Genomic DNA, 17894 nt, shown 5'->3' with positions numbered 1-17894 from the left:
CCGCCGGACCCGGCCTCGGGTGAGCGCTCAGCCCGCCGTCGCGCGCGCGAGGCGGTGTGCGGCCCGCAGCCCTTCCGCCGTGGCACGTACGGCATCGAGCCCCTGGGTGCCGGCGGCGCCGCCCGCGACGGCGCAGGGCACTCCGGCCGCGCGCAGCGGGCCGAGGAGGTCCGCGACGGGCCGCTGGCCGACGGCCAGCACCACATGGTCCGCCGGGACCAGCCGCTCTCCCCCGGAGTCGGCGAGCACGACGCCGCCGGGGGTGATCTCCCGGTAGGTCACGCCCGTGAGCATCCGTACTCCGGCGGCGCGCAGCTCCCCCATCACGACCCAGCGGGTGCTGGGTCCGATGCCCTCTCCGATCCTGCGGCCCCGCCGTAGCAGCGTCACCTCGCGCGCCGCCGCACGCCGCGGCCGTGCCTGCCGCTCCGGGGCCGGGGCGGATACGGGTGCGGGCCGGGGGTCCCGGCCGGTGACGAGCAGGTGGGCCAGGTCCACCGCGATGCCTCCCCCACCGAGGACCGCGACACGCGGCCCGAGCGCCCAGGGGTCGGCGAACGCCTCGTGATAGCCGAGCACATGGGGCAGCGCCGCTCCCCGCAGGACCGGCCGGGCCGGCAGCACCCCGGTGGCCAGGACGACCCCGTCGAGTCCGCTCAGCGCCGGGATGTCCGCGGGCACGACCCGATGGCCGAGGTGCAGTACGGCGCCCCTCTCCCGCAGTTCGCGCACATGGTGCCGGATGGTCGCCGCGAAGTCGGCCTTGCCGGGGGCCTGGGCGGCCATCCGGAACTGGCCGCCCGGCTCGGCGGTCGCCTCGTACACCTCGACGTGCCCACCGAGCGCCGCGAGGGCGCGCGCGGCCTCCAGCCCCGCGATGCCCGCGCCGAGTACCGCGTAGCGTGCGGGGCGCTTCCCTGTCCGCCCGGTGCCCGCCGCCGGGCCGGTGGGGAACTCCCGCTCGTGCCCCGCCCGGGGGTTGACGAGGCAGGAGACGCGCTGGGTGCCGAACGAGCGGTCGACGCACGCCTGGTTGCAGGCGACGCACAGGTTCACCGCCTCGGCGCGGCCCGAGGCCGACTTGGCGACGATTTCCGGGTCGGCGAGGAAGGGTCGTGCCATCGCCACGAAGTCCACTTCGCCGCCCGCGAGTACCTTCTCGGCCTGTGCCAGCCGGTTGAACCGGTGCGACGCGATCACCGGCAGCGCACCCCGGCCGGCTTCCCGCAGGGCCCTCTTCACGTTCACGGCGGCGCCCGCCCAGGCGCCCGGCGCCACCTGGGCCTGCACCGTGGGGACCGGGGACTCGTGCCAGCCCACGCCGACGGCGAGGGCATCGGCTCCGGCCCCGGCGAGCGCGACCGCGAGCGGGTCCAAGTCCTCGGCCGGTGTGCCGCCTTCCACCAGATCGGCTCCGGACATCCGGAAGAGCACCGGGAAGCCGGGGCCGACGGCGGCGCGGACCGCACGCGTCACCGCCACCGGAAACCGGCGGCGGCGCTCGCTGTCACCGCCCCAGCCATCGTCGCGCCGGTTGGTGAGCGGCGCGGTGAACTGGTTGACCAGATAGCCTTCGGAACCCATCACCTCCACGGCGTCGAACCCCAGTTCCCGAGCCGTTCGGGCGCCGGAGGCGAAGTCCCGTACCGTCGCGTCGATTTCGTCGCCGGTCAGCTCTCGCGGAGTGCTGCGGGAGAAGCGGCTGTGGACGGGGGACGGGGCGAGCGGGGGGCCATCCGAGCGGCCCGGCAGCGCGTACCGGCCGGCGTGGAAGAGCTGGAGGGCGATCAGAGCGCCATGGCCGTGCACGGCCCGGACCGCCGCCGAGAGCGCCGCCTCGTCCGTGCTGTCCCCGAGTACCGCGTAGCCGGGGCCGCCCGCGCCGGCGGGGCTGACGGCGATACCGCCGGTGACGATCAGGGCCGCCCCGGCGCGGGCGCGCTCCGCGTAGAAGGCGGCCAGTGCCGCGCCGCGATCGCCCGTCACCTCCAGGTTGAGGTGCATGGCGCCCATGATGACGCGGTGCGGGAGAGTGAGCGTACCGATGGCGCCGGGGCGCAAGACGTTGGCGAGCAAGCCAGGACCTCCCTGTCACCTGTCCCGGGCCGGGCGGGGCGGCAGCCGCAGCGCCTCGCCCGCGTCGGCGAAGAACGGCGGGGCGACGACGCTCATGCCGCCGTCCACCCGCACGGTCTGCCCGGTGATGTATCCGGCCCCCCTGCCGAGCAGGAAGACGATGGTGTCGGCCATTTCCTGGACGGTGCCGGGGCGGCGGGCCGGGATGCGGTCGAGTACGCCGCGCATGTCGGGCATGCCCTCGATGCCGTAGAAGTAGCTCAGCGAGTCGGAGTCGATCAGTCCGCCGTTCACCGCGTTGACGTTGATGCCGTAGGGGGCGAACTCCACTGCCATGTACCGCACATACGCCTCCACTGCCGCCTTCATCGCGCCGAGTGCCGCGTAGGTGGGGTAGGCGCGGATCGAGCCGTAGGACGACAGGGCGATGATGCGCCCGCCGTTGTCCATGAGTTCGACCGCCTGCTGGGCTCCGAGCACGAAGGGCCGCAGGTTCATCGCGCAGGAGCGGTCGAGGTGGTGCGGGCCGAGGTCGAGGATGTTCTTGAAGGCGCCGGCCGCCGCGTTCGACACGAAGTGGTCCAGCCGCCCGCAGCGCCGCGCCACCTCGTCGAAGAGCGCGGTGACGCCCTCGACGGTCTCGATGTCGGCCTGGACGGCGAAGCCCCGGCCGCCGGCTTCCTCGATGTCCGCGACGGTCTTCTCGGCCGGGCCGGTGTTCTTCTTGTAGTTGACGATCACCGTCCCGCCCTGCGCGGCGAGGGTGAGCGCCGTGGCCCGCCCGATGCCGCGCGAGGCTCCGGTGATCACGGAGACGGTGCCGGGGTGCGCGTCCCGCCCTCCGGCGCTCATCGCCCGGCTCCTTCCGCGCCGTCGGGCCCGGCTTCCGTTCCGTGGGCCCCGGCTTCCGTTCCGCTGCTCCCGGCCTGCCGCAGCAGTTCCCGGAAGACCACGGCTTTCTGCGCCTCGTTGGTGCCCTCCTCGAAACGCTGCGCACGGGCGTCCCGGTAGACCCGCTCGATCTTCTGGGACTTCCAGTAGCCCGGGCCGCCGTGGATCTGGAGGGCCTTGTCGGTGACCGAGGTCAGCATCGTCACCGCGTGCATCTTCGCCAGCGAGGAGCACATCGCCGCATCGTCCCCGCCCGCCTCGAAGCGGCGCGCGGCATGCAGCACCAGTTGCCTGCTCGCTTCGATGTCGGCGGCGTTCTCCGCGAGCATGAACTGGATGGCCTGGCGCCCGCTCAGGGCCTTGCCGAACGTCACCCGGGCGCGGGCGTGGTCGAGGGCGAGTTGCTGGGCGCGCTGGGCCAGCCCGACGCAGCTCATCGCGACAGAGATGCGCGAGGGGGTGAGGAACCCGCCGAGGAAGACCTCCAGCCCCTCGCCCTCCGCACCGAGTCGGTGCCCGACCGGCACCGGAGTCCGGTCGAAGCCGAGCGAGGCGTGGTCCGTGCCGCTGACGCCCATTGTGCGGGAGGTGTCCTCGGCCCGTACGCCGGGCGCGTCGCGCGGGACGAGCAGCGCGACGGTGCCCGCGTGCCCGGTGGTGCCCTGGACTCGCGCGGCCAGCAGGTAGTAGTCGCAGCGCATTCCGAAGGTGATCAGGTGTTTGCGGCCCGAGAGCAGATAGGTGTCGCCGTCGCGTACCACCGAGGTGGTGATGTCGGCCCCGGTGCCGTTGCCGGGTTCGGTCAGGGCGAAGGCGACCGTGATCTCGCCCGTGACCGAGGGGATGACGAACCGCTTGCGCTGCTCTTCGGAGGCGTGCCCGTCCATCGCGCGCCAGATCCCGTTGACCACGTGCACGATCATGCGGATCGAGCCGTGGGACCGGGAGAAGATCTCCATCAGCTCCATCCACCTGGGGAAGTCGAGGCCCAGTCCCCCGTACTCCTCGGGTGCGGTGACGCGCAGGAAGCCGCGGGCGCCCAGCTCGTCCCACAGCCGGCGGGGCACCTCTCCGCTCTCCTCGATGCGTTCGGCCCAGCGCTCGCCCGCTCCCGTCACCCACCGCTCGGCCTCACGCCGGAGGCCGCCGAACCGCTGCTCGTCCATCATCTGCTGTTTCCGCCTTCCCTCCATGGGTGCGCCGGCAGGGGTCACCCGGCGTCCTCGTCGTGCGGGCGCAGCTCGCGGGCCCTGGCACGCAGCAGGAACTTCTGGACCTTCCCGGCCGGGTTGCGGGGCAGGGCCGGCAGGTGTTCGAGCCGTTCGGGCCAGTACTGCTTCGCCACCTGGTGCGCGTCCAGATAGCCGCGCAGGCCGGCGAAGCTGAGCGGAGCACCGTCCCTGGTCACCACGAACGCGCAGGCACGTTCCCCGAGGCGGTCGTCGGGCATCGCCACGATCGCCACATCCGCCACGCGGGGGTGTGCGAAGAGGAGTTGCTCCACCTCGGCGACCGGGATCTTCTCGCCGCCACGGTTGATCACGTCCTTGACCCGTCCGGTGATCCGTACGAAACCCGACGCGTCGATCACGGCCAGGTCCCCGGTGCGGTACCAGCCATCCGGTGTGAACGCCTCAGCCGTCAGGTCGGGCCGGCCCAGGTAGCCGTCGAAGACGGTGGGCGAGGACAGTTCGAAGTTGCCTTCGATCCCGGCTGGGAGAACGTGCCCGCGGTCGTCGGTGACCCGCAGCCGGACGCCGTCCAGCGCGCGCCCGTCGGTGCCCCAGCGCCGCGCGGGCGCGTCGCCGGGCGCTGACAGCGCGCCCAGGCAGGTCTCGGTGGTACCGAAGGCCCCGCACACCTTCGCGCCGAGCACCCGGTCGGCGCGCTCCGCCAGGGCACGGGGCACGGTCGCCCCGGTGGCCACGAAGATCCGCAGATGCCGCGGTACCTCTCCGCCCGCCTCGACCGCCGTCACCAGGTCGGAGAGGAACGGCGTCGCGGCCTGGACGAAGGTCGCCCGGTGGTCGTTCAGCGAGGCGAGGGCACGTTCCGCGTTCCACTCCGCCTGGAGGATCTGCGGCGCTCCCAACACGAGGGCCAGCACCATCCCGTAGAGGAATCCCGTCTGGTGCGCGAGGGGCGAGGGCACCCAGATGCTGTCCCGGTCGCCGAGACCGAGCTGTCCGGCCTCCATCGCCACGGCTGAGACCAGCGTCGCGGAGGTCTGTGTGACCCCCTTGGGCTCGCCGGTCGTGCCCGAGGTGAACAGGAGCTGCGCCGCCGTCCCCGCCGTCGGCCGGATGGCGTCGAGCGCCGCACGGTCCACCTCCGTCGCCGCGAGCGCGGCCCGCCAGTCGTGGACCGTGACACCGCCGGCGGACGTCCGGGGCAGCCGGGCCGTGCCCCCTGAACGGGCCAGCACCACGAGGTGGCGCAGCGGGCCGGGCCCCGGCCCCGTATCCGGCGCCTGCCGGGCGGCGAGGGCCAGCGCCTCCTCGGCGGGTCGGCGGGAGCGGTGCCCGTCCATGGCCACCAGGACGCGCGCGGCGGACCGGCGCAGCACGAAGCCGAGTTCGCGCTCCCGGAAGAACGGCATGACCGGAGCGCAGACCGCACCGATCCGCAGCACCGCCAAGGACAGCACCACGAACTCCGTGCGGTTCGGCAGCTGGTAGGCCACGTGCTCCCTGGGCCGCACCCCGAGCCGCAGCAGCAGCGCGGCCACCCGCTCGACCCGCTCGGCCAGTTCACGCCAGGTGATCACGTGTGGGCCGTCCTCGGTGACGTCCACGACAGCGGGGGCGCCGGGACGGGATGCGGCGTGCCGGGCCAGCCACTGCGGCAGTGTGGTCCGGGCCATGGCTTCCGGCCGCCCCGCCTCCGGCCGCGCCCGCCGGACGGGGGCCCTACGGATGCCGCGCGCTGGGCGTGCGCTGCCCTCCTCCACGGTCATGGGGATCCCGATGGCGTTCATCGTGCTGAGGAAGTCCGGGTAGGAGATGCGGTACGCGTGGGGGAAGGTGAGGGCGGAGCGGCCCCGTGCGCGGGAGGCCGCGACGGCCAGCGACATCAGGATGCGGTGGTCGTTGTACGTGGAGAGCCGGGCGCCGGTCAGGCCCTCCACGCCGTTCACCCGCAGCAGGTCGCCGGTCAGTGCCAGGTCGCCGCCCATCGCGTTGAGCTGGAGGACCGCGGAGGCGCGGTCGGATTCCTTGAGCCGGGTGTGCGCGACGTTCCGGAAGACGGACTCGCCGTGCGCGAATGTACCGAGGACGGCGAGCACCGGCAGCATGTCCGGCACCTCCCGGCAGTCGACATCGACGGCCTTGAGCAGCGGCGCATCCTGCCGAATGCGTACGCCCCGCGCCGCCTCGTCCTGCTCGGCGGGCACCCCCATTCCCCGCACGACGTCCAGGAAGTGGAACTCGGGGTGGTCGGCGGGCCCGCCCTCCAGACGGGTCAGCCCCCGCAACAGCACATCGGACGGGTGCAGCGCCGCCGCCGCGATGCCGAAGGCGGCCGAGCCGATGTCCGGCGGCAGCGTCAGCTCGGTGGGGCGCGCTCTTTGGTCCGGGGCCACCGCGAAGCGCCGCCAGTCGGACGAGACGGCCACCTCCAGGCCGAACCGCCGCATCATCGCCACGGTCAGCTCAAGGTAGGTGCGCTCGTTCAGCTCCCCCGACACTTCGATGACCGTGGGCCCCGTCGCGAACGGCGCCAGGAGCAGCAATCCGGAGATCCACTGCGACAGGGTTCCCGGCATGACCACCCGCCCTCCGGTGGGCCGCCCGGGGCGGACATGGACGGGGGGACGGTCGCCCGCCGCCTCCACGGCGACACCCAGTTGTTCCAGCCCCCGCAGCAGGGGCCCCATCGGGCGGCGGCTGAAGTACCGCTGGCCCGTGATCGAGACTTCCCGGTCCGACAGGCAGGCGAGCCCGGCCATGAAGTAGAGGGTGGTGCCGGAACTCCCGGCCGAGACCCCCGCCCGGCCCGGCCGGTAGCGTCCGCCGAGGCCCCGGACCACGAACGTGTCACCGGCGCGGGTGATCCGCACCCCGAGACCGCGCAGCAGCCGCACGGTGTAGGCGACGTGCCGGGCGTCGCTGAGCCCGTGCACGCGGCTCTCGCCGTCCGCGAGCGAGGCGAGGATCAACGCCCGGTGCGCATGGTATTTGGAGTTCGGCACGAGGACCTCGCCGGTCACCCGATGCTGGATTCCACTGACGAGGAGATGCATGGAATGTGGTCACTCCTAGGCTGTGGTGCGCGGCTGCGTTCGGCACGGCACCGGGAATTTCACCGGAGAACGCGCATCGGCTCCTCGTGACGGACTCTCCGAAAAGCAGCCCGGTCCCGGGAATCGCACCCTGAGGGGACCCGACCACGTGACAAAGCCGCACCGCCGATACTCCTCGCGGCATGGGAAGTTCAGCAGCCCCTAACCGCCCCTATACCTGGGGTCGGGCCCAGCGCGCGATGCTCCCAACTGCCGTGCTTAAACTGCCCCATGACTGACACGACCCCTTCCGCCCACGCAGACGCGAGCGCCCCGCCCGTCGCACCCGACGCGCTGACAAGCGCGCCCGGCTACCAGGTGCGGCGCCTCTACCAGGCGTATCTGGCGGTGTGGGCGCGCACCGTCGATCCGAGGCTGACAGGGCCGCAGTTCGCGGTACTGACCACCGTGCACGCCCGCCCCGGCAGCGACCAGACCTCCTTGGCCTCGGCCGTCTCGCTGGACACCTCGACCATGGCCGACGTCGCACGGCGGCTGGAGACGCGCGGGCTGCTGGAGCGTCGGACGGCGCCCGCGGACGGCCGCCGCAAGCTGCTGTACCTCACGCCCGAGGGCGAGCGCGTCCTCCACGAGGCCCGCGGGCGGGTGCGGGAGCTGGATGAGCGGTTACTGGGGCGGCACGAACCCGCCGACCGCGTGCGGCTCCGGAGGGAGTTGACCGCCCTCGCCGACGACTGGGAGCGCCTGGGTGCGGAGGATCAGATCCATTCCTGCCGGCCGTCCGCGCAAGGCGGGTGAGGGCGAGGGCGGGTAGGCCGGCCTGGTACGCGCGGGGCGGGCGCGGCTCACATCCAGCGGCGCGCGAGCAGGACCGTCCAGCAGGTGAAGAGCGCGCACAGCGCGGCTCCCGCGGCGAACACCGTGGAGTGCAGCCCCTTTTGCAGGAGCGAGGCGGCCAGCGCGACCGTCACCGAGCTGGCCAGTATCGCGGACGCGGAGAACAGGGAGGCCGCGCGGGCCCGTGCTGCGGGGGGCAGCAGGCGCGGGATCCAGGTCTGGAGCGTGGTGTGCAGGTAGGTCCAAGCGGTGCCCAGCAGCGCGGCGCACAGCATCAGCACGGCGGTGCCGGGCAGCGTCGCCGCCAGGAACGCGCCTATGGCGGCCAGCGCTCCGCCGGTCGCCAGCAGCGTCTGCGGCTTCCACAGCCGGCTGCGCCGCCGCATCAGCAGGGTGCTGCCGAGTACCCCTGCCGCGTAGGTGACCACCACGGTGGTGGCTGATGTGCCGCCGCCGGTGACGGCCAGCGCGGGCGCCAGGAGCGCGGGCAGCCCGAGCATCACCATGCCCTCGGCGATACCGAGTCCGATCAGGGTCGGATATCCGGACCACGTCGCGCGCGCCGCCCGGTGGGAGTGCGCCGGCAGAGAACCCGTACCGGCCGGTGAGGATTCCGCGGGAGCTTCCGGCCGGGTTTCGGCACCGGCTCCTGACGGGGCGGGGCAGGTGATCCGGACGCGGAAGAGAGTCACGATCGTGAGCAGGGCGATGACGGCGAACGCGGGCCGCCACGAGCCGCAGCCCAGCGCGACCTCGGCGAGGACCGGCGAGGCGATGGCGCTGGCGCCGGTCGCGGTGGTCAGCATGGTGAAGGCGCGCTGTCTCACCTGCGCCGGGCGCAGCGACTCGTACGAGAGCGAGATCGAGGGGGTGACGGTCGCGAAGCCCGCGCCGGCGGCGGCGCGCAGAGCCACCCACCAAGTGGGGCCGGGGCACAGGGCGAGCCCGGCGGACGCCGCGGTCGCGAGGAGCAGTCCGGCGCGCAGGCTGACCCCCGGCCCGTATCTGTCGGCGAACCAGCCCCACAACGGCAGGGCGATTCCCTGGCCGAGGGAATAGGCGGCGATCCCTTCGGTGACCGTTGCGATGTCGGTGTGCCAGGCGGTCGCGAGCGCGGCGAGCAGAGGAGCACCCAGATGCCAGTCCGCATTGCCGAGCGCAGCCGCCGAGCGGAGTCCTGGCATGGTGCGACCACCTCCCGTAAGGCAACTTTCCACATTACGGGGAATTACTCGGACCGGGGCTTTTCCGGGAATTGACGGATGATAAGGAGAAGTTCCATTCCAGAGCGCTTCGTTGGGGGTGGGAAGAAAGGATGGGAAGAATTTTCCGCCGGGATTCCGGTCGGTCCGCCGTGGAGGGATTCAGCTGCCTGATCGCCCCGGCCGCCGGGCGGGCGAGCGCGGGAGCGCGCCGGTTCTCCGGGGGTGCGGCGGCGAACCGGGCGGGTGAGCGCGGTGGCAGGCGGGCGCGGTGGGCAGGGCGGGCGCGGTGGGGCGCGACGTGGCCGAGAACTGCCGGGCGGACGATGCGGCGGGCGGGGCGGTCTTGTGGTGCCGGCCGCTCGCGGTTTTCAGTGGAGCGGAAGAGCGCATAACCGGTAGTAGTGCTTGACCACTTGACACAAGGGGGCGGGCGATGACCGTCATCGAGTCAGGGGAAACACGCGAACTGCTGTCCGAGGAGGCCGCACTGGCCAGGGTCCGAGGCGTCTGTTTCAAGACCGGCCCGCCGCGCCGCGTCGGGGTGGAACTGGAGTGGTTGGTGTACCCCCTCGACGGCGCTGCCGCGGCGTCCCGGGCGGGGTCCGGAACGGGGGACGCGGAAGCGGCGCGGACAGCGGGTACGACAGAAGCGGGGGATGCGACTCCCGCCGGGGCGACCTCGCCGACCGCCCCCGCAGCGGTCTCCGCGACGCCCGCGGCAGTTTCCGCGACCGCCTTGCGGGCGGCGGTCGATGCGATGCGCGAACTGCCGCTGTCCTCGGCGGTCTCGCTCGAACCGGGTGGTCAGGTCGAGTTCAGCTCCCCGCCCGCGACATCCCTCCCCGCCTGCGTCGAAGCCGTCAGCACCGATCTGGCCGCGGCACGCGCACTGTTGAGACGCCACGGCATGCGCCTGGTGGGCCAGGGCCTGGACGATCGCTCGGCCCGGCGGCTCCTGGATGATCCCCGCTACCGCGCGATGGAGAGCTTCTTCGACCGTACGGGCCCGGCCGGGCGGATCATGATGTGTTCCTCGGCCTCGGTCCAGGTCTGCCTCGACGCGGGAGTGGCGGGGCGGGGCCCGTTCGGGCTCGGGCGCCGCTGGTTCCTCGCGCATGTGCTCGGCGCGGTGTTCACGGCCGCGTTCGCGAACTCCCCGCTCACCGAGGGGCCGTGGGCCGGCTGGCGCTCGGGCCGTCAGGCGGTGTGGACGGCGTTGGACGGCTACCGGAACCTGGCCCCGGCGCACCTGGGCCGGGGGGATCCGCGCACCGTGTGGGCCAGGCACGCACTCGACGCCCCGGTGCTGTGCGTACGGTCCGTGGACGGGCCCTGGACGGTGCCGGGCGACGGCATGACCTTCCGCGAGTGGATCACCCGCTCGCACACCCCGCGCGGGCCCGGCGGACGCCGCGCCGGGCGAGCGGGCGCGCCCGGCCGGCCGCCGGGCCCCGCCGACCTGGACTACCACTTGACGACGCTCTTCCCCCCGGTCCGGCCGCAGGGCTATCTGGAGCTGCGGATGATCGACGCGCAGCCGGGTGCGGACGGCTGGATCGTGCCGCTCGCCGTGGCGATGGCGCTGTTCAACGACGTGGTCGCGGCCGAAGCCGCCTTCCGTGCGGTACGGCCGCTGGCCCGCCTTGCGGGCGGGGGCCCGGCCCCCCGCAACGCGCTGTGGGAGCGTGCCGCGCGAGACGGCCTGGCCGATCCGGAGCTGCGGGCCGCCGCGGTGAGGTGTTTCGCCGCGGCCCGGGAGGCGCTGCCGAGGCTGGGCGCCGGGCGGGCAGTCCGCGCGGCCGTCGAGGAGTTCTCCGCGCGCTATGTGGCCCGGGGCCGGTGCCCGGCCGACGACGTCCTCGGCGACTACCGCGCCGCGCCACCCGGCCCCGGCACCGGCCCGCCCGGCGCCCCGCCACCCGGCTCCGCGCGCGTCAGCGCCGCGCCGTTCAACGCCCCCTCACGCGGCGCCGCACCGCTCAGTGGCCCGCGCGCCGCCGGCACATCACCCGAGGGCACGCCGTCCGGTGGCGCACCACCACGCGACAGCTCGCCGCCCGGCGGCGGCCCCTCCAGCACCGCGTCTTCCGACGGCGCCGCGCTCGCCGACGCTCCCCCACCTGCCGCGGACGACGCTTCTCCGCGCGCCGCCGACAAGGAGAACCTCAACTGAATCCCCCCACAGCGGACGGCGCCACCGCGCCGCTCCGCACCCGTGCTCTGGACGCGCTGGGGCTGGCCCGCGATCGCGTCCTCGGGCTGGCGGCCTGCCTCGATGACCGCGAACTGGCCGTACAGCACTCGCCGTTGATGTCCCCACTCGTATGGGACATGGCGCACATCGCCAACCAGGAGGAACAGTGGCTGCTGCGCGCGGCCGGCGGGCTGGCGGCGATCCGGCCCGAAATCGACTCTCTCTACGACGCGTTCGAACACCCCCGCGCCGAGCGGCCGGCCCTGCCGCTGCTCCCGCCCGGTGAGGCGCGCGGCTACCTGGCCGAGGTGCGGGGGCGCGCCGTCGATGTCCTGGAGACGGCGCGGCTCAGCGGCGCCGGCCGGCTCCTCGCGGACGGCTTCGTCTTCGGCATGATCGCCCAGCACGAGCAGCAGCACGCCGAGACGATGCTCATCACCCATCAGCTGCGCCGCGGCCCGGCCGCGCTCACCGCTCCCCCGCCCCCGCCGGCGCCGCCCGACGCGGCCCTGCTCCCGGCCGAAGTGGTGGTGCCCGGCGGCTTGTTCACCATGGGAGCCGACGACGAGCCCTGGGCCCTGGACAACGAGCGGCCCGCCCACCGCCGTCGGCTGCCCGCCTTCGCGATCGACACCGTGCCGGTCACCAACGCCGCCTACCGGCTCTTCATCGAGGACGGCGGCTACCGCGACCCGCGCTGGTGGGCTCCGGCGGGCTGGGAGCAGGTGCGGAGCAACGGGTGGCGGGCGCCGCTGTTCTGGCGCGAGGACGGCGCGGGCGGCTGGTGGCGCCGCCGATTCGGGGTGTCCGAGCCGGTGCCCGATGACGAGCCGGTGCTGCACGTGAGCTGGTACGAGGCGGACGCCTATGCCCGGTGGGCGAGGCGGCGCCTGCCGAGTGAGGCCGAGTGGGAGAAGGCGGCCCGCTACGATCCGGCGACCGGAGGCAGCCGCCGCTTCCCCTGGGGGGAGACGCCAGCCGGGCCGCGGCACGCGAACCTGGGCCAGCGCCATCTGCGTCCGGCCCCGGCGGGCAGCTACCCGGACGGTGCCTCGGCGACGGGGGGCCGTCAGCTGCTGGGGGATGTGTGGGAGTGGACGGCGAGCGACTTCGGCCCGTATCCGGGGTTCGTCGCGTTCCCTTACCGCGAGTACTCGGAAGTCTTCTTCGGCCCGGCCCACAAGGTGCTCCGGGGCGGGGGGTTCGGCGTGGGGGCGGTCGTCGCACGCGCGACGTTCCGCAACTGGGACTATCCGGTGCGCCGGCAGATCTTCTCCGGCTTCCGCACGGCGCGCTCCCTTTCCGCGGAGGACGGATGAACGGCACCGCGCCAGGGGCGGGCAGGCCCCGCCCGGCGGGCGGGCCGGGAGCGGAGGGATGTGGCTGATGTGCCGTCACCTGGGTTATGTGGGGCCGGTCCGCGCGCTCGGCGAGGTGCTGATACGGCCGGAGTTCTCCTTGGTGCGGCAGTCGTGGGCGCCGCGCCGTCAAGGGCATGGGACGGTGAACGCGGACGGTTTCGGGGTGGGCTGGTATGCGGCGGGCGACCCGCATCCGGCGCGTTATCGCCGCACCGGGCCGGTGTGGGCGGACGGTTCGTTCCCCGATCTGTGCCGGGTGGTGCGCTCGGCCGGGATCCTGGCCGCCGTCCGGGATGCCACCGAAGGCTGCGCGGGCGGGGAGGCGGCCATCGCCCCGTTCGGCGCAGGAAACTGGCTGTTCAGTCACAACGGCGCGATCGCCGGCTGGCCCGCGTCCGTGGCCCACGTCGCCGCCCGCACACTGACCCCCGGTGAGCTGCTGGACATCGAGGCCCACAGCGACGCCGCGCTGGCCTGGGCCCTGGTTCTGCACCACCTGCGCGCCGATGCCGCCGCGGCCACCGCGCTGGCGCGGGTAGCCGCCGCATTGTCCGGGGCCGCGCCCGGCTCCCGGCTCAACTTCCTGCTCACCGACGGCCACACCCTGGCGGGTACGGCGGTGGGCGAATCGCTGTGGTATTTGCCACGGCCGCACGCGTCCCTGACGGTCGCCTCGGAGCCGTACGACACCGACCCGGAGTGGCGGCAGGTGCCCGACGGACACGTCCTCACCGGCGACGCCACCCGTGTCGAACTGGCCCTACTGGAGGATTTGTGAGCACGTCCCGCTTCACGCTCACCCGTGCCCTGCCGCCCGGGGCCACCGCAGCCGCGCTGGCCGCGGACGTGACCGAGGGCCTGTCGGCCGACCCGAAGTCGCTGCCGCCCCGGTGGTTCTACGACGAGCGCGGCAGCGCCCTGTTCGAGGAGATCACCACGCTGCCCGAGTACTACCCCACGCGGGCCGAGCACGAGATCCTCACCCGGCGCGCCGAGGACATCGCCTCGCTGACGAGGGCCCGCACCCTCATCGAGCTGGGCTCCGGCTCCTCGGCCAAGACGCGGCTGCTGCTGGACGCGTTGCCGCCGGACCTGTCGTATGTGCCGGTGGACGTCAGCGCGAGCGCGTTGGAGGCAGCAGGGCGGGGGCTGCTGGCCGACCGCCCGCAGCTGCGGGTGCACGCCATGGTCGCCGACTTCCAAGGCGGCCTGGAGCTGCCCGAGTGTCCCGGCCCGCGCCTGGTGGCCTTCCTCGGCGGCACCATCGGCAACCTCCTGCCCGCCGAACGCGCCCGCTTCCTGGAGTCCCTGCGCTCGCTGCTCGCGCCGGGCGACGCGCTGCTGCTCGGCACGGACCTGGTGAAGGACCCGGCGGTCCTGTTGGCCGCCTACGACGACGCGCGGGGCGTGACGGCGCGGTTCAACAAGAATGTGCTGCGGGTCCTGGCCCGCGAACTGGACGCCGACTGCGATCCGGCCGACTTCGACCATGTCGCGCTCTGGGATCCGGAGCGGGAGTGGATGGAGATGCGGCTGCGGGCGCGGGTGGCGCTCACGGTGAAGATCCGCGCCCTGGGCACCGGCATCGACTTCAAGCCCGGCGAGGACCTGCGGACCGAGATCTCGGCGAAGTTCCGCCCCGGAGGGCTGCACTCGGAACTCGCCGCCGCGGGCTGGCGCACGGACGGATTCTGGACCGACGCCGGGGGCCGCTTCGCCCTGAGCCTGGCCTTTCCCGAGAGCTGAGCGGCATCCGCGCGCCGCGCGGGGTCGTTGCGCGGGGCGGAAGAGGGCCATATGGCTGCCTCGTCAGCCCTGGGTGCGCCCCGCGAGGGTGTCGAGGGCGGTACGGCCCATTCCGCTGGCCGTCGCCACTTCGGCAGGTGACAGCGCGCCGCATTCCAGGCCGCGCAGCAGGTAGTTGCTCAGCGCGCGGGCCGTCGCCGGCTCGTCCATGACGTCGCCGCCGGCGTTGCCCGCGTAGGCGGCCAGGCGCTCGCCCGCGCGGGCGAGGCCCTCGCGGTAGAAAGCGTAGACGGCGGCATAACGCGTGGGCAGATGGCCGGGGTGCATGTCCCAGCCCTGGTAGTAGGCGCGCGCCAACGAGCGACGCACCAGGGCGTGATGGAGCCGCCAGGCACCGTGGACCTGCTCCCGGCCACCCACCGGCAGCACGTTGGTGGAGCCGTCCGAGAGCCGCACCCCGGTCCCGGCCGCGGCCACCTGCATGACGGCCTTGGCGTGGTCGGCGGCGGGGTGGTCCAGGGACTGGTGGGCGGCGCTGATCCCGCATGCGGCGCTGTAGTCGAAGGTGCCGTAGTGCAGCGAGGTGGCCCGGCCGCCCGCCGCCTCGATCATCCGTGCGACGGTGGCGCGGCCGTCGGGACCGAGGATGGACTGGGTGGTCTCGATCTGGATCTCGAACCCGAGCCGGCCGGCCGGTCCGTGGGTCTTCTCGAACTCCTCGCACAGCCGCACCATCGCGCCGACCTGCTCGGGAGAGGATACCTTCGGCAGCGTCAGCACCAGCCCGCCGGGCAGTCCGCCGTTCTCGGCCAAGGTGGTCAGGAAGATGTCGAGGGTGCGGATGCCCCGGTCGCGGACGGCCGCCTCCATGCACTTCATCCGGATGCCGGCGTACGCGGGGACGGGGCCCCCGGCGCCGGGGGCGAACGCGGCGGCGACCAGGTGTGCGGCGTGCAGGGCTGCGGCGTCCTCCTCGTCGTCGGGGCGCGGGCCGTAGCCGTCCTCGAAGTCGATGCGCAGGTCCTCTACAGGCTCGCGGCGCAGCTTCTCCCGTATCCGTTCGTGGACCGGGCCGGCCAACCCCTCGTCCATCCCGAGCACCTGTGCGAGCGCGCCCGCGTCGGGCGCGTGCGCGTCCAGCAGGGCGAGCGCCCCCTCGCCCCACTCCCGCACGGTGCTCGCGGTGATGGTGTCGGCGGGGACGTAGACGGTGTGCACGGGCTGGCGGGTGGGGGGCTCCCCCGGGTAGCGCCGGGCGAGGTCGGCGTCCACTGGCGCGAGCGCCCGCGAGATCTCCTCCACCACGGATGTGCCGAAGCTGGTGCTGACCGTACCGCCCTGCGACATTCGCGCTCCCTCTCCGCCCTGCGCGCCGGATCCGCCCTCAACAAAACGTTGAAAGGCGCTGGTGACGCTATGGCTCCGCCACCGGGGAGTCAAGAGGCGTCCCGGCGACCCCCATACAGCGGATTCCGGCGGATTCCCGCGACTTTCGGCGGTTTCCGGTCGAGCTGTGAGGCCCGGCGATCCGGCCACGGCGGCCGGGCGGGGGAGCCGCGGCGGGCATCACCGCAGGCCGGGGAGAACGAGAACGTCACTTTGCGCCACTGATTCAATGCGAAAAGTTACTGAAATGCGGGGGGTCGATGTGCTTTCCGCTGCCGGACTCGCCAGACTCACGCTCGCCGATCCGGCACTTACCTTGAAAGCGGAAGGAAGCACACAATGCGGAAGACCGCATCCCGAAGCGCCGCCCTCACCCTGGCAGCCGCTGCGATGGGGACCCTCGGCGCGCTCGCGCTCACGATCGCACCCGCCCAGGCCGCACCGTCGAACACCGCGCCCGCCAAGAGCGCGCCCGCGAAGACCACCTCGCTCTACGCTCCCTCGGCCCTCGTCCTCACGGTCACCCGGGGCGAGAGAGCCGACGCGGCCCCGGAGCGCGCCGTCACTCTCAGCTGCAAGCCCACCGCGACCGGCACGCACCCGGCCGCGAGTAATGCCTGCGCCCAACTCCGCACCGCAGGCGGCAACTTCGAGAAGCTGAAGAGCGAGGGCGACCTGTACTGCACCAAGGAGTGGCGGCCGGTCGTGGTCACCGCCCAGGGCGTGTGGGAGGGCAAGCGCGTCAACTACCAGCGCACCTACGCCAACACGTGCGTGAAGAACGTCGAGGGCTCGTCCGTCTTCTCGTTCTGACCGGAGCGGGCACACCGGCTGCCGCCCAGGAGCCGCCCGCCCGCGGAGGGGCCCCGCACCGGGTTCCTCGGGTTCTGGTGCGGGGCCCCTCATCCATGCGCACAGCGCCCGTGCGCCGCGCCCGCCGGCGTGCGCACGAAGCGGCGCGCTCAGCCCTTGCGGGTCTTGACCTCGTCCGTGAGCTGCGGGACGACCTCGAACAGGTCGCCGACGACGCCGTAGTCCACCAGATCGAAGATCGGCGCCTCGGCGTCCTTGTTGATGGCGACGATGGTCTTCGAGGTCTGCATGCCGGCCCGGTGCTGGATCGCGCCGGAGATGCCGGTGGCGATGTAGAGCTGCGGCGAGACGGTCTTGCCGGTCTGGCCGACCTGGTGGGAGTGCGGGTACCAGCCGGCGTCCACCGCGGCGCGCGAGGCGCCGACGGCGGCACCCAGCGCGTCGGCCAGGTTCTCGATCAGCGGGAAGTTCTCCGCGCCGTTGACGCCACGGCCGCCGGAGACGACGATCGCCGCCTCGGTCAGCTCCGGCCGGCCGGTGGACTCGCGCGGGGCGCGCGAGGTGACCTTGGTGCCGGTGGCCGCCTCGCCGAAGCTGACGGTGAACTGCTCGACGGCGCCGGCCGCCGGCGCCGCCTCGGGAGAGGCCGAGTTGGGCTTGACGGTGATGACCGGCGTGCCCTTGCTGATGCGGGACTTGGTGGTGAAGGCGGCGGCGAACACGGACTGCGTGGTCACCGGGCCCTCGTCACCGGCTTCCAGGTCCACCGCGTCGGTGATGATGCCGGAGCCGAGGCGGACGGCGAGCCGCGCCGCGATCTCCTTGCCCTCGGCGGAGGAGGGCACCAGCACGGCGGCGGGCGAGACCGACTCGCAGGCGGCCTGGAGGGCATCGACCTTGGGGACGACCAGGTAGTCGGCGAACTCGGGCACGTCGGCGGCCAGTACGCGCGTCGCGCCGTACTCGCCGAGGGTCTTGGCGGCGTCCTCGACGTGGGGGCCGAGGTGCACGGCGACCGGCTCGCCGACCCGCCGGGCCAGGGTCAGCAGTTCGAGGGTGGGCTTGCGGACGGCGCCGTCCACGTGATCGACGTAGACCAGAACTTCAGCCATGGGACTTCAATCTCCTGCGGTGACGAAGAG

General features: G+C 73.4%; 13 protein-coding genes. 6 read left to right on the top strand and 7 right to left on the bottom strand.

What is annotated here, in order from left to right:
* Window positions 1-27 precede the first annotated feature (27 nt).
* Genes ABD339_RS17150 through aroA form a run of 4 tightly spaced genes read right to left on the bottom strand, consistent with a single transcriptional unit; the run spans window position 28 to window position 7210 of the window.
* Window positions 28-2076: an oxidoreductase gene (locus ABD339_RS17150; protein WP_344566939.1), complete on the bottom strand. Its 2049-nt coding sequence runs from the start codon at window positions 2074-2076 to the stop codon at window positions 28-30.
* Window positions 2077-2091: 15 nt separating this feature from the next.
* Window positions 2092-2928 (bottom strand): 1-cyclohexenylcarbonyl-CoA reductase, encoded by an 837-nt coding sequence (gene chcA, locus ABD339_RS17145; RefSeq protein WP_344566937.1) that lies wholly within the window; start codon window positions 2926-2928, stop codon window positions 2092-2094.
* Window positions 2925-4136, bottom strand: coding sequence for an acyl-CoA dehydrogenase family protein (locus tag ABD339_RS17140; protein WP_344566935.1), 1212 nt, complete (start codon window positions 4134-4136; stop codon window positions 2925-2927). The genes chcA and ABD339_RS17140 overlap by 4 nt, the downstream gene beginning before the upstream one ends.
* Window positions 4137-4177: 41 nt before the next feature.
* On the bottom strand, window positions 4178-7210 hold the full coding sequence (gene aroA / locus ABD339_RS17135) for a 3-phosphoshikimate 1-carboxyvinyltransferase (RefSeq protein WP_344566934.1): 3033 nt from the start codon (window positions 7208-7210) through the stop codon (window positions 4178-4180).
* Between the two features lie 270 nt (window positions 7211-7480).
* On the opposite strand from aroA, the gene ABD339_RS17130 reads away from it, so the two are divergent.
* On the top strand, window positions 7481-8008 hold the full coding sequence (locus tag ABD339_RS17130; protein ID WP_344566932.1) for a MarR family winged helix-turn-helix transcriptional regulator: 528 nt from the start codon (window positions 7481-7483) through the stop codon (window positions 8006-8008).
* A gap of 47 nt (window positions 8009-8055) precedes the next feature.
* On the opposite strand, the gene ABD339_RS17125 is transcribed toward ABD339_RS17130, so the two are convergent.
* Window positions 8056-9231 carry an MFS transporter gene (locus tag ABD339_RS17125; RefSeq protein WP_344566931.1) on the bottom strand — a complete coding sequence of 392 codons (1176 nt, stop codon included), beginning with the start codon at window positions 9229-9231 and terminating at the stop codon, window positions 8056-8058.
* Between the two features lie 454 nt (window positions 9232-9685).
* On the opposite strand from ABD339_RS17125, the gene egtA reads away from it, so the two are divergent.
* From egtA to egtD, 4 genes are all read left to right on the top strand, one after another.
* Window positions 9686-11425 (top strand): ergothioneine biosynthesis glutamate--cysteine ligase EgtA, encoded by a 1740-nt coding sequence (gene egtA / locus ABD339_RS17120; protein ID WP_344566930.1) that lies wholly within the window; start codon window positions 9686-9688, stop codon window positions 11423-11425.
* Entirely contained in the window at window positions 11422-12765 is a 1344-nt protein-coding gene (gene egtB / locus ABD339_RS17115) for an ergothioneine biosynthesis protein EgtB (protein ID WP_344567059.1), read from the top strand. The genes egtA and egtB overlap by 4 nt, the downstream gene beginning before the upstream one ends.
* A gap of 67 nt (window positions 12766-12832) precedes the next feature.
* Window positions 12833-13585: an ergothioneine biosynthesis protein EgtC gene (gene egtC / locus ABD339_RS17110; protein ID WP_344566928.1), complete on the top strand. Its 753-nt coding sequence runs from the start codon at window positions 12833-12835 to the stop codon at window positions 13583-13585.
* Window positions 13582-14553: an L-histidine N(alpha)-methyltransferase gene (gene egtD, locus ABD339_RS17105; RefSeq protein WP_344566926.1), complete on the top strand. Its 972-nt coding sequence runs from the start codon at window positions 13582-13584 to the stop codon at window positions 14551-14553. Before egtC ends, egtD begins: the two co-directional genes overlap by 4 nt.
* Before the next feature lie 63 nt (window positions 14554-14616).
* On the opposite strand, the gene ABD339_RS17100 is transcribed toward egtD, so the two are convergent.
* Window positions 14617-15900, bottom strand: coding sequence for a DUF6986 family protein (locus tag ABD339_RS17100; RefSeq protein WP_344566924.1), 1284 nt, complete (start codon window positions 15898-15900; stop codon window positions 14617-14619).
* Between the two features lie 378 nt (window positions 15901-16278).
* Between ABD339_RS17100 and ABD339_RS17095 the strand changes: the two genes are divergently transcribed.
* Window positions 16279-16752 (top strand): subtilase-type protease inhibitor, encoded by a 474-nt coding sequence (locus tag ABD339_RS17095; protein ID WP_344566922.1) that lies wholly within the window; start codon window positions 16279-16281, stop codon window positions 16750-16752.
* Between the two features lie 149 nt (window positions 16753-16901).
* Here ABD339_RS17095 and ABD339_RS17090 read toward each other — a convergent pair whose 3' ends face one another.
* Complete coding sequence (locus ABD339_RS17090; protein ID WP_344566920.1) at window positions 16902-17864, bottom strand: electron transfer flavoprotein subunit alpha/FixB family protein; 963 nt, start codon at window positions 17862-17864, stop codon at window positions 16902-16904.
* Window positions 17865-17894 lie beyond the last annotated feature (30 nt).

Source organism: Streptomyces axinellae (assembly GCF_039532135.1).
Classification (GTDB): domain Bacteria; phylum Actinomycetota; class Actinomycetes; order Streptomycetales; family Streptomycetaceae; genus Streptomyces; species Streptomyces axinellae.
The sequence above is the reverse complement of the archived record's forward strand: the minus strand, read 5'-3'. Positions and strand labels throughout refer to the sequence as shown.

Excerpts from the sequence above, each read along its gene's own strand:
- aroA (WP_344566934.1), bottom strand. The coding sequence starts at position 7,210 with ATGCATCTCCTCGTCAGTGGAATCCAGCATCGGGTGACCGGCGAGGTC.
- egtC (WP_344566928.1), top strand. The coding sequence starts at position 12,833 with ATGTGCCGTCACCTGGGTTATGTGGGGCCGGTCCGCGCGCTCGGCGAG.
- ABD339_RS17100 (WP_344566924.1), bottom strand. The coding sequence starts at position 15,900 with ATGTCGCAGGGCGGTACGGTCAGCACCAGCTTCGGCACATCCGTGGTG.
- ABD339_RS17125 (WP_344566931.1), bottom strand. The coding sequence starts at position 9,231 with ATGCCAGGACTCCGCTCGGCGGCTGCGCTCGGCAATGCGGACTGGCAT.
- ABD339_RS17140 (WP_344566935.1), bottom strand. The coding sequence starts at position 4,136 with ATGATGGACGAGCAGCGGTTCGGCGGCCTCCGGCGTGAGGCCGAGCGG.
- ABD339_RS17095 (WP_344566922.1), top strand. The coding sequence starts at position 16,279 with ATGCGGAAGACCGCATCCCGAAGCGCCGCCCTCACCCTGGCAGCCGCT.
- ABD339_RS17130 (WP_344566932.1), top strand. The coding sequence starts at position 7,481 with ATGACTGACACGACCCCTTCCGCCCACGCAGACGCGAGCGCCCCGCCC.
- chcA (WP_344566937.1), bottom strand. The coding sequence starts at position 2,928 with ATGAGCGCCGGAGGGCGGGACGCGCACCCCGGCACCGTCTCCGTGATC.
- egtA (WP_344566930.1), top strand. The coding sequence starts at position 9,686 with ATGACCGTCATCGAGTCAGGGGAAACACGCGAACTGCTGTCCGAGGAG.
- ABD339_RS17090 (WP_344566920.1), bottom strand. The coding sequence starts at position 17,864 with ATGGCTGAAGTTCTGGTCTACGTCGATCACGTGGACGGCGCCGTCCGC.